At 65.0% G+C, this 12504-nt stretch carries 12 protein-coding genes; 10 read left to right on the top strand and 2 right to left on the bottom strand.

Features of this window, described 5'->3' with window-relative positions:
• Nucleotides 1-56 precede the first annotated feature (56 nt).
• The 7 genes from ACOZ9V_RS11950 to dapF all read left to right on the top strand — a co-directional run bounded on the left by ACOZ9V_RS11950 (nucleotide 57) and on the right by dapF (nucleotide 6865).
• Nucleotides 57-464 (top strand): VOC family protein, encoded by a 408-nt coding sequence (locus ACOZ9V_RS11950; protein ID WP_434590315.1) that lies wholly within the window; start codon nucleotides 57-59, stop codon nucleotides 462-464.
• Between the two features lie 191 nt (nucleotides 465-655).
• Complete coding sequence (gene recA, locus ACOZ9V_RS11945; RefSeq protein WP_101546901.1) at nucleotides 656-1747, top strand: recombinase RecA; 1092 nt, start codon at nucleotides 656-658, stop codon at nucleotides 1745-1747.
• Nucleotides 1728-2714 (top strand): regulatory protein RecX, encoded by a 987-nt coding sequence (locus ACOZ9V_RS11940; protein WP_434590312.1) that lies wholly within the window; start codon nucleotides 1728-1730, stop codon nucleotides 2712-2714. Before recA ends, ACOZ9V_RS11940 begins: the two co-directional genes overlap by 20 nt.
• Nucleotides 2715-2749: 35 nt before the next feature.
• The gene (gene miaB, locus ACOZ9V_RS11935) at nucleotides 2750-4246 is read left to right on the top strand and encodes a tRNA (N6-isopentenyl adenosine(37)-C2)-methylthiotransferase MiaB (RefSeq protein ID WP_434590309.1); all 1497 of its coding nucleotides are present in this window, start codon (nucleotides 2750-2752) and stop codon (nucleotides 4244-4246) included.
• Between the two features lies 1 nt (nucleotide 4247).
• Nucleotides 4248-4913 carry a hypothetical protein gene (locus tag ACOZ9V_RS11930; protein WP_259358602.1) on the top strand — a complete coding sequence of 222 codons (666 nt, stop codon included), beginning with the start codon at nucleotides 4248-4250 and terminating at the stop codon, nucleotides 4911-4913.
• A 6-nt stretch (nucleotides 4914-4919) separates the two neighbouring features.
• Nucleotides 4920-5840 carry a tRNA (adenosine(37)-N6)-dimethylallyltransferase MiaA gene (gene miaA, locus ACOZ9V_RS11925; protein ID WP_434590306.1) on the top strand — a complete coding sequence of 307 codons (921 nt, stop codon included), beginning with the start codon at nucleotides 4920-4922 and terminating at the stop codon, nucleotides 5838-5840.
• Between the two features lie 35 nt (nucleotides 5841-5875).
• Entirely contained in the window at nucleotides 5876-6865 is a 990-nt protein-coding gene (gene dapF, locus ACOZ9V_RS11920) for a diaminopimelate epimerase (RefSeq protein WP_062244070.1), read from the top strand.
• A gap of 2 nt (nucleotides 6866-6867) precedes the next feature.
• On the opposite strand, the gene ACOZ9V_RS11915 is transcribed toward dapF, so the two are convergent.
• Complete coding sequence (locus tag ACOZ9V_RS11915) at nucleotides 6868-7482, bottom strand: class I SAM-dependent methyltransferase (protein WP_434590303.1); 615 nt, start codon at nucleotides 7480-7482, stop codon at nucleotides 6868-6870.
• Between the two features lie 129 nt (nucleotides 7483-7611).
• Between ACOZ9V_RS11915 and hflX the strand changes: the two genes are divergently transcribed.
• The gene (hflX, locus tag ACOZ9V_RS11910; RefSeq protein ID WP_434590301.1) at nucleotides 7612-9084 is read left to right on the top strand and encodes a GTPase HflX; all 1473 of its coding nucleotides are present in this window, start codon (nucleotides 7612-7614) and stop codon (nucleotides 9082-9084) included.
• Complete coding sequence (locus tag ACOZ9V_RS11905; protein WP_434590298.1) at nucleotides 9081-11051, top strand: ATP-dependent DNA helicase; 1971 nt, start codon at nucleotides 9081-9083, stop codon at nucleotides 11049-11051. Before hflX ends, ACOZ9V_RS11905 begins: the two co-directional genes overlap by 4 nt.
• A gap of 66 nt (nucleotides 11052-11117) precedes the next feature.
• Here ACOZ9V_RS11905 and lexA read toward each other — a convergent pair whose 3' ends face one another.
• Complete coding sequence (gene lexA, locus ACOZ9V_RS11900) at nucleotides 11118-11873, bottom strand: transcriptional repressor LexA (RefSeq protein WP_092012603.1); 756 nt, start codon at nucleotides 11871-11873, stop codon at nucleotides 11118-11120.
• 234 nt (nucleotides 11874-12107) lie between these two features.
• On the opposite strand from lexA, the gene ACOZ9V_RS11895 reads away from it, so the two are divergent.
• Nucleotides 12108-12446 carry a LysM peptidoglycan-binding domain-containing protein gene (locus ACOZ9V_RS11895; RefSeq protein ID WP_101546893.1) on the top strand — a complete coding sequence of 113 codons (339 nt, stop codon included), beginning with the start codon at nucleotides 12108-12110 and terminating at the stop codon, nucleotides 12444-12446.
• The last annotated feature ends 58 nt before the right edge of the window (nucleotides 12447-12504 follow it).

Here is a 12504-nt window from a genome sequence, read left to right as displayed (position 1 = left end):
GGAACAGCGCTGGTCTTTACTGTCGGCGCCGTGTCGGCCGAGTGTAGACTGACGGCATGAATCAGGCCGTCCCGTTCATCACCTTCCAGCCCAGTCGTGGACAGAGCGCCGCCGAGGCCATGGAGACCTACCTCGAGGTATTCGCCGACGGGCGAGTGATCCTCGACAATCGCTATGGTCCCGACGGTCCGGGCGCCGAGGGCACGGTCATCATGTCCGAGATCGAGATCGCCGGACAGAGACTGCGCTTCAGCGACAGCTTCGTCGCACACGAGTGGGACATCACTCCCGGCGTGTCACTCATGGTCGACTGCGAATCGGCCGAGGAACTCGAACGCATCTTCACCGCACTGAGCGCAGACGGAACTGTGTTCATGCCGCTCGACGACTACGGATTCGGACCATTCGGGTGGGTGGGGGACCGGTTCGGCCTCACCTGGCAGCTGGGCCTGGCCCAGGCCTGACTCTCGCGGAGACACGCGACACACCCGAATATATAGAACACCTGTTCCCATGTGGGTTATCCTGGTGAGGAATCACGGGACCTGTGACCACGAGTGGCTGGTTATCCACGGGGGAATCGCTTCCTCTGTCGTTATGTCAGTGCCATCTTCTAGCCTTGGTCTCAACGGAATAGCAACGAAGAGGAGACGTCATGGCACGTACACCCAAGAACCTTCAGGTTCCCACCGGCGGAGACAAGTCGAAGGCACTCGAAGCCGCAATGGGCCAGATCGATCGCAATTACGGCAAGGGCGCGATCATGCGCCTCGGCGACGGTGTGCGTGAGCCCATCGCCTCCATCCCGACCGGTTCGGTCGCACTCGACATCGCTCTGGGCATCGGCGGTCTGCCGCGCGGCCGCGTCGTCGAGATCTACGGTCCGGAATCCTCCGGTAAGACGACCGTGGCTCTCCACGCCGTCGCAAACGCACAGAAGGCCGGCGGAATCGCCGGGTTCATCGATGCTGAGCACGCACTCGACCCGGAGTATGCGAAGAAGCTCGGCGTCGACACCGATCAGCTCCTCGTCTCCCAGCCGGACACCGGTGAGCAGGCTCTCGAGATCGCCGATATGCTCATCCGCTCCGGGGCCCTCGACGTCATCGTCATAGACTCCGTCGCGGCCCTTGTGCCCAAGGCCGAAATCGAAGGCGAGATGGGCGACAGCCACGTCGGCCTGCAGGCTCGCCTGATGTCGCAGGCACTGCGTAAGATCACCGGTGCCCTGGCCCAGTCGAAGACCACCGCGATCTTCATCAACCAGCTGCGTGAGAAGGTCGGCGTCTTCTTCGGTTCGCCGGAGACCACCTCGGGCGGTAAGGCGCTGAAGTTCTACGCCTCCGTGCGCATCGACGTCCGCCGCATCGAGACCCTCAAGGAAGGTCAGGACGCGGTCGGCAACCGAACTCGTGCGAAGATCGTGAAGAACAAGGTCGCTCCGCCGTTCAAGCAGGCCGAGTTCGACATCCTCTACGGCCACGGCATCTCCCGCGAAGGCAGCCTCATCGATATGGGCGTCGACAACGGCATCGTGCGCAAGTCCGGTTCCTGGTTCACCTACGACGGCGATCAGCTGGGTCAGGGCAAGGAGAACGTCCGCAACTTCCTCCGCGACAACCCGGGCCTGGCCGAAGAGATCGAGCTGAAGATCAAGCACAAGCTCGGCCTGATCCAGGTCGACGAACCCGAGGAAGGCACCGAGGCGGCCGGAGAAGCACAGACGGATGACGTCGAAGTCTCCTGACGCCTCGTCGGCTGACGACGAGTTCGCCGACCGCGAGCCCGCCGCATCGACCGAGACAGTCGGTGCGGGGGACTCGGGTCGGAGCGATTCGTCTCAGACCGAGACGCTCTCGCAGCTGCGCAGTGCGATCTCGGAGATCGACCAACGTCATGCCGAAGGAGAGGCCGGGTTCTTCGCCGGCCTCTCCGGACTCGACGACGACGATGTCACCGGTGGCAATGGTCGAACCGACAAACGAAAGAACTCGGGTTCGAAGCGCAAGAAGAACTCCAGCGGCTGGAAGCGACAGCAGAAGGAGCCGGACAACGGGTGGGTCGAAGGCGGTACCGACTCGACTCCGGATTTCATCGATGTCCCTGATTTCCTTGCAGCCGAGAATGATGGTCCAGATTTCCTGGCGAGCGATGGCAATGCCGGGCCCGACTTCCTGGATGACAGTGACGGCTCACCCGATTTCGCTGCCGGTCCCGGGCTGAGCTTCGACGACGAAGACGACGCCCCCGACTTCGACGCGGACTATGCTCAGGCGAAGAAGACGGCGATGAACATGCTCGCCATGCGCGATCACTCCAGCGACGAACTGCGCAAGAAGCTCCTCAAACGCGACCTCATGCCCGAAGCGATCGATGTCCTCATCGAGAAGCTGCAGAACTCGCGTCTGCTCAACGACGAAGAATTCGCGCACCGCTTCGCACGAGCACAGCGTGAGAACCGGAAACTCTCCCGATCCGTGCTCAAACGCGAACTGAGCAAGAAAGGCATCAGCCCCGAACTGGCCGCCGACGCCGTGGCCGAGATCGACGGTGAGGAAGAACTCGCCCGCGAAGTCGCCGAGAAGAAAGCCGCCTCCACCCGGCGCCTCGACTATGCCGTGCGAGAGCGCCGAATCCTCGGCATGCTCGCCCGCCGCGGCTTCCCCTCGGCGATCTGCATCAAGGTCACACGGGAAGTGCTCGCCGAAGACTGAAACGGCACGTGGGGAACGGCTAGAATGGGTGCGCCATGACTGAACTGATTGAATCCCCGACGACATCCGGAACCACCCCTCGCAGCTACGAGGTCAAGACCTACGGATGTCAGATGAACGTGCATGACTCCGAGCGTCTGTCCGGACTGCTCGACGATGCCGGCTACGTTCAGGCGAACACCGACGACCACGCCGACGTCGTCGTCTTCAACACCTGCGCCGTCCGCGAAAACGCCGACAACCGCCTCTACGGCAACCTCGGCCAGCTCGCGAAGGTCAAAGAGAACCACCCCGGCCTTCAGATCGCCGTCGGCGGATGCATGGCACAGAAAGACCGGGACACGATCGTGAAGAAGGCCCCCTGGGTCGACGTGGTCTTCGGCACCCACAACATGGGATCCCTGCCGGCGCTGCTCGAACGCGCCCGCCACAACGAGGAAGCCCAGGTCGAGATCCTCGAAAGCCTCGACATCTTCCCCTCCACCCTGCCCAGCCGCCGCGAATCCCAGCACTCCGGATGGGTATCGATCTCGGTCGGCTGCAACAACACGTGCACCTTCTGCATCGTGCCCAGCCTGCGCGGCAAAGAGAAGGACCGCCGCCCTGGCGACATCCTCGCCGAGGTCGAAGCCCTCGTCGCCGACGGAGTCGTCGAAGTCACCCTGCTCGGCCAGAACGTCAACTCCTACGGCGCCGAATTCCGCGACAAAGGCGCATTCGCGAAACTGCTGCGCGCCGTCGGCAACGTCGACGGAATCGAACGGGTCCGCTTCACCAGCCCGCACCCGGCCGCCTTCTCCGACGACGTCATCGACGCCATGGCCGAGACCCCGACCGTCATGCCGCAGCTGCACATGCCGCTGCAGTCCGGTTCGGACACGATCCTCAAATCAATGCGGCGGTCCTACCGGACCAAACGGTTCATGAACATCCTCGACTCAGTGCGCGAACGCATCCCGCACGCGGCCATCACCACCGACATCATCGTCGGCTTTCCCGGAGAGACCGAAGAGGACTTCCAAGGGACGATGGACATCGTCCGCCGTGCCCGCTTCACCCAGGCCTTCACCTTCCAGTACTCCATCCGCCCCGGCACACCGGCAGCCACGATGGACAACCAGGTGCCGAAGGATGTCGTGCAGGAGCGGTTCGAACGCCTCACCGCACTCCAGGACGAGATCGCCTGGGACGAGAACAAAGCCCAGATCGGCCGTGAGGTCGAGGTACTCGTGACCAAGCTGCCCCACGACGATTCCCCACGACTGAGCGGTCGCGCCGAAGACAACCGCCTCGTCCACGTCGGAATCCCCGAAGGCGCCCAGATGCCGCGACCCGGTGATTTCGTCACCGCCACCGTCACCGAGGCGAAACCCTACTTCCTCCTCGCCGACTCCGGATTCTCCGTACGCCCGTCTCGAGCCGGTGACGCCTACGACCGGGCTCAGGCCGACAGCTGCGGCGCACCGAGCCCCGGACAGGGCGCCGCCGGTGCAACGAACCTCGGCATGCCGACCATCCGCCCTCGCGGCTGAGATGGGCGCCTTCGCCATCATCCCGGCAGCCCCCGTGCTGCTCGAGAACATCGACCGCAGCGAGACGGCGCGAATGGCCGAACTGCGGACTGCCGCCCGCGATACCGTGAGTACGCAGACCGATTGGGCCCTGCCCATCGAGACCTTGCCACCCGTGGCCGGGCTCGGCGGCTGGGGAATCGATCGCGGCGTCGATACTCGCACCGGTCGGCTGCTGTCCGGGACCGACTGGGTCGAAACCGTTGATACCCTGACGATGGATGAACGCAGACTCGCCGAGGCGGCCGACCCCGCCGTCATCGTCGCGATCCTTCACGCTCACGCCGCAGGCGTCGACATCGGCCCGCTCGGATCGAGCGAGCACCTTCTGCTCCCCATCGACCTGTCCGGAGCTGCAACAGAGGACGCACCCCTGGCCCCGATCGACGGCGCTCCGGAATTCGATCATGCCGTCGTCGAGACACTCACCTCCGGGACGTCGATCGACACCGAAAGACTGCTCGACCTCTGCGACCAAGCCGAGACCATGGCTGCCAACCTCAGTGTGCTGGCTGCTGGTATCCGCCACGCCGTCGACCAGGGTGCACGTTTCTCGTCTCTGGAATCGGTCATCGACGAACGTGTCCACGAAGTCCGGACACTCTGCGGCACCGGACTCTGGGAGTGATCGCCGATGGCTGAGGACACTTCGCCGATCATCACCGTCGTCGGAGCCACCGCCACCGGGAAATCGGACCTTGCGCTGGATCTGGCCGACCGCCTCGGCGGGGAGATCATCAACACGGATTCGATGCAGTTCTACCGAGGGATGGACATCGGCACGGCGAAGCTGCCGATCGATGAGCGTCGGGGGATTCCGCATCACCTCATCGATATCCTCGACGTTACCGAAGAGGCGAACGTGCAGGACTTTCAGGCACGTGCGCGGGCAGCGATCGCGGACATCCGGGGGCGCGGTCTGCGGCCGATCCTCGTCGGCGGGTCCGGGCTCTACGTTCGTGCCGCGGTCGATCATATGGAGTTTCCCGGCACCGACTCCGAGGTGCGGGCTCGCCTCGAGGCCGAGGTCGCAACAGACCGGTGGGCGCTGCATCAGAAGCTGCGCGAACTCGACCCGAAGGCGGCCGAGAAGATCACCGTCAACGACCAACGACGTATCGCACGAGCGCTCGAAGTCATCGAACTCACGGGACGTCCCTTCAGCGCCCAGCTGCCGGACTACCAGGAGATCGAACCGACCATCCACCTGGGCTTGAGCATGGACCGGGCCATTCTGCACGAGCGCATCGCCACCCGCGTCGACCTCATGTGGGAGCACGGATGGGTCGACGAAGTGACGCGTCTGCTCGACGTTGGGCTGGCCGAAGGCAAGACAGCATCACGTGCCATCGGATACGCACAGATCCAACGCCATCTGGCAGGAGAGCTCACCGCCGCCGAGGCGAAGGAAGAGACGACGATCCGCACCCGGCAGTTCGCACGCCGACAGGACACCTGGTTCCGCCGCGACCCGCGCATCCGCTGGATCGACGGCAGCGCCGCCGACGCCGAACAGAATCTGGTGACTGCACTCGACGTCCTGAACGGGCACTGAAGACCCGACTGGACGCTCACAGATAAGATGGAGCCATGAGCACTCCGGATACCCCGTTCGCCGCCTGGACCGATGTCAGCTTCGTCAAGGGGCACGGCACCCAGAACGACTTCGTTTTGCTCTCCGACGACGACAGCACACTGGAGATGCATCCCGAAACTGTCGCCACCCTGGCCGATCGACGGGCCGGACTCGGCGCCGACGGCATCATCCGCATCGTCCGCTCCGCAGCCAGCGGCATCCCCGGAGCCGCCGAACAGGCCGAAGCCGGTGCCGAATGGTTCATGGACTACTACAACAACGACGGCAGCCTCTCCGAGATGTGCGGCAACGGCGTTCGCGTCTTCGCCCACGCACTCCTGACCAGCGGTCGCGTCCCCGCCGATGCCCGCGAGATCCTCGTCGGCACCCGTGACGGCATCAAAGCCGTGCGCACCACCCTCAATCCCGCCCTCGGCGTCCAAACCGGAGACGACGTCGTCGACACCGGTACAGCCGGACCCGGATCCGCCAGCGACGCCTGGTACACCATCGACATGGGCGAATGGTCACTCGACCCCGCGAGCAGCGTACTCGTGACCACCGGCGGCATCGACGTCGCCCGTCCCGGACTGCGCGTATCCACCGGCAACCCGCACACCGTCGTCGCCCTGGCCGAGAACGCCGAACTCGCCGCAGCCGAACTGCGCGATGCACCCGTCCTCGACCCCGTCCCGGCGCAGGGATCCAATGTGGAATACATCGTCATGGAACCGGCCCGATCCGATGTGGCCGGGGGAGAAGGCGCCCTGCGCATGCGCGTGTTCGAACGCGGCGTCGGTGAGACCCGCTCCTGCGGAACCGGAGCCTGCGCGGCAGCGATCGCAGCCCACCACTGGGCCGGTGAGAAGTCGCCTCTGCAGTGGAGAGTCGACGTGCCCGGCGGTCAGCTGCGTATCGAGATCGAACCCAACGCCGAGGGCACGAGCGGACGCGTCAGCCTCGCCGGCCCAGCCGTCCTCGTCGCCAGCGGCACGATCGGCTGAACTCAGTCGCGCTCGACCGTGAGCACGCGGAAACCCTTCGACGATCCCGTGCGCACGACCTCGAACCCGTCACCAAGCATCCCGGCGATCCACTTCTGCAGAGAATCGGCGCCGAGGTTCTTCGATACGACGAGATCGGCGCGGCCGCCCGGCGCCAGACGCGGCAGCCAGGTCTCCAAGAGTTCGTGCAGCGCTTCCTTGCCGATGCGGATCGGCGGATTCGACCGGATCGCTGCGAACTGCAGGTCAGCGGGAACATCCGCGGCGGTGACGGTGTTGATCGTATCGAGGCCGAGCCTGCGCGCATTCGCCGCGGTGGTCTCCAGGGACCGGGAGTTGACGTCGAGTGCCCATACTCGCACATCCACCTCGGCCTCCTGGGCATCCAAGGCCGTGTGCAGGGCGATCGGACCCCAACCGCACCCGAGATCGAGGATATCGCCGGCCGGCGGCTGAGGCAGATGCCGCAGCAGCACAGCCGTGCCGAGGTCGAGGCGAGTGGGCGAGAACGTGCCGGATACGGTTTCGACGGTGACGGCGCGGCCGGCCAGATCGAGGTCGAGTACCCGCGACTTGGCCTCGCTGCTCGGCGATTCGGTGAAATAGTGCTCTGACACCGTTTCAGTCTAGACGGCTGTGGGAGAATTGATGGACACCACCGTCGGTGCGAATCGCCGCGACCGGTGGCAAGCATGACGACGTCCGCACGAGAAGTCCCGTGCGGGCGGCAGAGAACAAAGGAATGAATGACGTCTGAAGACAAGGAGCGTCGCAACGCGATGCTCGACCGTGTGCTCTCCCGAGGCGCCCAAGCCCTCGACGATCACGACACCACCCCGGGCGATGACCAGTTCGACCTCGCCGAGCGCGCCGCCCTCACCCGCGTCGCCGGACTCTCCACCGAGCTCGAAGACATCACCGAGGTCGAATACCGTCAGGTCCGCCTCGAACGCGTCGTCCTCGCCGGCATCTGGAACACCACCCAGGCCGAAGCCGAGAACTCGATCCGCGAACTCGCCGCACTCGCCGAAACCGCCGGATCCGAAGTCCTCGACGCACTCATCCAGCGTCGCGACAAGCCGGACCCAGGCACCTACCTCGGCAAGGGCAAGGCCGCCGAACTCGCCGAGGTCGTCGCCTCCGTCGGCGCCGACACCGTGATCATCGACTCCGAACTCGCCCCCAGCCAGAGGCGCGGACTCGAGGACGTCATCAAGGTCAAGGTCGTCGACCGCGTCGCGCTCATCCTCGACATCTTCGCCCAGCACGCGAAATCCCGCGAAGGCAAGGCCCAAGTCGAACTCGCCCAACTCGAATACCTGCTGCCGCGACTGCGCGGTTGGGGTGAGTCGCTGTCCCGTCAGGCCGGCGGCCGTGTCGCCGGCGGTGCCGGAATCGGCTCCCGCGGACCCGGTGAGACGAAGATCGAACTCGATCGTCGCCGCATCCGTACGCGCATGTCGAAGCTGCGCCGCGAGATCAACGCCATGGCGCCCTCGCGGGAGACGAAGCGGAAGAACCGCGCCCGCCACCACGTGCCCTCAGTCGCGATCGTCGGCTACACGAACGCGGGCAAGTCCTCCCTGCTCAACCTGCTCACCGACGCCGAGGTGATGGTGCAGAACGCCCTGTTCGCCACCCTCGACCCGACCGTCCGGCAGGCCAAGACCGCCGACGGCCTCGTCTTCACCTACACGGACACCGTCGGGTTCGTCCGCAACCTGCCCCATCAGCTCGTCGAGGCCTTCCGCTCGACCCTGGAGGAAGCCGCCGGTTCGGATCTGCTCCTCCACGTCGTCGACGCCTCCCACCCGGATCCGCACGGACAGATCCAAGCCGTGCGCGACGTCCTGGGGGACGTCGAGACCGGAGACATCCCCGAACTCCTCGTGTTCAACAAGGCAGATATCGCCGAGGAGGCCGTGACCACCGGCCTGCGCGCGGAGTATCCCGACGCCCAGTTCGTCTCTGCCGTGTCGAAGGAAGGGATCGACGACCTCATCGAGGCCATCGAGGACCGCCTTCCCGTCCCGGACATCGACATGACCGTGCTCATTCCCTATGAACGCGGTGACCTCGTGTCGAAGATCTACGCCCTCGGTACGGTCGAACACGAATCGCACGGCACGGAGGGCACCAGCCTGCAGGCCAAGGTGCCGACCGAGCTCGTCGACGAACTGCGCGAATTCCAACGTCCGGACCTGGTCATCGACGAGTGAAGACTGTCGACACCCTCCTCGAATCCGCCGTCGGCGCCATCGGCGGATCGCCACGCGAGGGTCAGCAGGAGATGGCGCAGGCGGTCGCCTCGTCGCTGGACAAGGGAATCCATCTGCTCGTGCAGGCGGGAACAGGCACCGGCAAATCGCTGGCCTACCTGGTGCCTGCAGCCGAGTACGTCACCCGCACCGGCGGGAAGGTCGTCGTATCAACGGCGACCCTGGCCCTGCAGACGCAGATCATCCACCGCGACCTGCCCCGGCTGTTCAAGGCCGTGAAGAAGGACCTCGATCCGCTGCCCCGGGCGGCACTGCTCAAAGGCCGCCGAAACTATGTGTGCAAGCACAAGCTCGCCGGCGGGTACCCCGACGAGGGCGAGGGCATGCTCTTCGACCTCGGTGCCGACGCCGAGGCGGGACGCAAACCCACCGAACGCTCCGGTCTGGGGGAGGAGATCCAGCGGATCCGCACCTGGGAGAAGACCACCGACACCGGCGACCGGGACGACCTCCTGCCCGGCGTCAGCGATCGTGCCTGGTCACAGGTGTCCGTCAACGCCTTCGACTGCCTCGGTTCGAACTGTCCGCTGTTCACCGAATGCTTCGCCGAAATCGCCCGGAACAAAGCCGCCGAAGCCGATATCGTCGTGACGAACCATGCCCTGCTGGCCATCGACGCCTTCGGGGAATCGAACGTGCTGCCCGAGCACGATGTCATCATCATCGACGAGGCCCACGAACTCAAGGACCGGGTGACCAGCGCCCTGTCCGGGCAGATCAACACGAGTATGCTCTCGGCCGCGACGAGCTCGGTACGCAAACACACCACCGTCCAGGACGGAGTCGTGTCACTGCTCGACTCCGCCGCGGCGGCTCTCGAACGTGCGCAGGCCTCGGTGCCCGAGGGACTCATCCTCCACATGAGCGAGGCGCTCGGACTGGCCCTGGCACAGATCCGCGACTCCGCCCGCCAGATCATCAACGACATCGGCGGCAAGACCGAGGACGCCGATGCCGGCCGGCAGATGGCCAAGGCACGCTGCCAGGAGATCTTCGAACTCGCCGAACGCTTCTGCGATCCGGGCAAGAACGACGTCATCTGGCTGTCGCGCTCGACCTTCCGGGAGAAAGAGACGACGAATCTCGTCGTCGCGCCCTTGAGCGTGGCCGGCACCATGCGCAACGGCATCTTCGAAGAATCCACGGTCGTGGCCACCTCGGCGACCCTGTCCCTCGGTGGGAACTTCGACGCGGTGGCAGCCTCGTTGGGACTCTTCGGACCCGACGCCCCGAAATGGGACAGCCTCGATGTCGGATCTCCCTTCGACTACGGCAAACAGGGAATCCTCTATGTCGCCTCCCACTTGCCCAAACCCGGACGCAGCGGACTGAGCGAGGAAGCGCTGACCGAACTCGCAGAACTCGTCGAGTCCTCGAACGGCGGTGCACTGGGCCTGTTCTCCTCGCGGGCGGCGGCCAACGCGGCAGCCGAACACCTGCGGACGAAGTTCGACTTCCCGATCCTGCTCCAAGGCGACGACGGCCTGCCGGCGCTGGTCTCCCAATTCACGGCCGACGACCAGACCTGTCTGTTCGGAACCATGTCACTGTGGCAGGGAGTCGATGTGCCGGGACGGACGAACCGCCTGGTCATCATCGACCGTCTGCCGTTCCCACGTCCGGACGACCCGCTCATGCAGGCGCGGGCACGCGATGCCGACCAGCGGGGAGTCAACGGATTCATGGCGGTGTCGGCTACGCATGCCGCCCTGCGCCTGGCTCAGGGTGCCGGACGCCTCATCCGGTCGACCAAGGACAGGGGAGTGGTGGCCGTGCTCGACTCGCGGCTGCGTTCGGCCCGGTATGCCGGGTTCCTCGTCAATTCGATGCCGAGGATGTGGCCGACGACGAATTCCGGTCTCGTCCGCAAGAGCTTGGCACGGCTGGCCGAAACCGATGAAGGATGACAGAAAGGCCCGCGACCGATTCGGTCGCGGGCCTTTGTGTTCAGACTGCGGAGAGCCGACGGAAGATCAGAGGCGGCGGATGACGGCGACGACGAGGCCCATGATCTGCGCGTAGGTGCCGTCGATGGGTTCGTAGTTCTCGTTCTGCGGCATCAGCCACTGCTGACCGGCCTTGCGCTTGAGCGTCTTCACGGTGGCCTCGCCGTCGAGCAGGGCGGCGACGATCTGACCGTTGTCAGCTGTGTGCTGCTTGCGCACGACCACCCAGTCGTCGTGGCAGATGGCGGCTTCGATCATCGAATCGCCGACGACCTTGAGCAGGAACATCTCACCGGAGCCGACGACCTGGGTCGGCAGGGAGAAGACATCGTCGACTTCCTGCTCGGCCAGGATCGGACCACCGGCGGCGATGCGTCCGACGACCGGCACCTGCACGGTGTTGTTGGCCAGCTCCTCGTACTTCGCGCGTTCGGCCTCTTCCTCTTCGAACGGATTGACCACTTCGATGGCACGCGGGCGCTTCGGGTCGCGGCGGACATAGCCGAGGCGTTCGAGCTGGGAGAGCTGGTGGGCGACGCTGGAGAGGGAGGCCAGTCCGGCGGCCTTGCCGATCTCGCGCATGCTCGGCGGGTAGCCGTTGGTCACGACCGCGCGTTCGATGGTCTCGAGCACGAGACGCTGCCGGGGAGTGAGGCGGAAATCGCCCTCACCGGATGACCCCTCAGGGATCTGGACGACGTCGTCATCGGTGCGAGCGGCAGCGATCTCGCTGGCAACATCTTCGTTGCGAGGCCTGCCTCTGCCTCGTTTGTTCTGAACCATTGCTCGTTCCCCTTCGTTCTATTCCCTGCCGCTGAACGCCGTGATCTCCGCTTCGGAAATTCTCGTGTCAGTGCCGACTGAGATGGTTCTGACAGATCAATCAACAACGCTGGTTCCCTCTCATTGTCGCATAGATGTTCGAGTTGGACTGGACATTTGTTCGATTGGCATGTTGAATAGAACAGACGTTCTACCGATTACTGGTGGAATCGTACGAATGAAAGAGGTAATGCGATGTCTGCACAGAACACCGAGCTGCACCTGACCCCTCGTGGACGCCAGGCTGTGCGCCTTCTCCGAACCCTGCTCGTCGCTCTCGTCGTCATCGGCGGGGCGGTCCTCCTCGCCACCCAGTCGTTCTCGGCCGCTGCCGTCGCCGAATCGGAGACGGAGAGCATCGGCATCGACGCCGAGGCAGTCGTCGTCGGGGAGGGCGAATCGCTGTGGACCGTGGCTTCGAATCTCGGCATCGACCGCGACACCCGCGATGTCGTTGCCGATATCGTCGAGATCAACCACCTGGACACCCCGACGGTTCACCCGGGACAGACCCTCGACGTCCCCGTCCGCTGAGGTCAAACCCTGCTCGACCGGCATGGCGCCGGCCCGACCGGCAGCGCGCTGACCCGTT

The organism is Brevibacterium sp. 1718, from assembly GCF_051131255.1.
Taxonomy (GTDB): Bacteria; Actinomycetota; Actinomycetes; order Actinomycetales; family Brevibacteriaceae; genus Brevibacterium; species Brevibacterium sediminis.
The sequence above is the reverse complement of the archived record's forward strand: the minus strand, read 5'-3'. Positions and strand labels throughout refer to the sequence as shown.